This is a genomic window from Micromonospora sp. DT15 (assembly GCF_049841475.1).
GTDB lineage: Bacteria > Actinomycetota > Actinomycetes > Mycobacteriales > Micromonosporaceae > Micromonospora.
On the sequence record NZ_JBNCKJ010000032.1, the window covers coordinates 1 to 452 of the forward strand.

Genomic DNA, 452 nt, shown 5'->3' on the forward strand with positions numbered 1-452 from the left:
CCGATCGCCTCGACGATCATGAGGTACTTGTTCAGGCCCTGGAGCTTGTAGACCTGCACGGCCTCGAACAGGTTGTTCGTGGTGTCACTCATGATGGTCGTGTAGTTGGAGCCGAAGCTGCCCGGGAAGTTCCCGATCGGCATGCTGGCCCGGTAGATCTTGCCGTTGTCACCGGCGAAGAACAGGTACATGTTCGTGCCGTCACCGATGACCGCCTGGTCGATCGGGCCGGTGCCGGAGCCGGTGATGCTGCCGCTGAACAGCGTCTGCGCCGCTGACCAACCGTTCGGGTTGGTCGGGTCGGTCGAGGTCCGGTACGAGAACGCCGGCCCGCCCCACTGGTAGGCGAGGACCCAGATGTTGCGCGGCGCGAAGTAGAACAACGACGGCGCGACGGTCGCGTTGTTCATCGCGTTCTGGCTGGCCGAGCCCATCTGCGAGTAGTTCGAGAA

1 protein-coding gene is annotated in these 452 nt (G+C 63.3%); it reads right to left on the reverse strand.

Features of this window, described 5'->3' with window-relative positions; translation table 11 throughout:
* The coding region (locus ACLQ3F_RS31610) for a non-reducing end alpha-L-arabinofuranosidase family hydrolase (protein WP_425853364.1) at window positions 1-452 on the reverse strand (452 nt) is incomplete at both ends.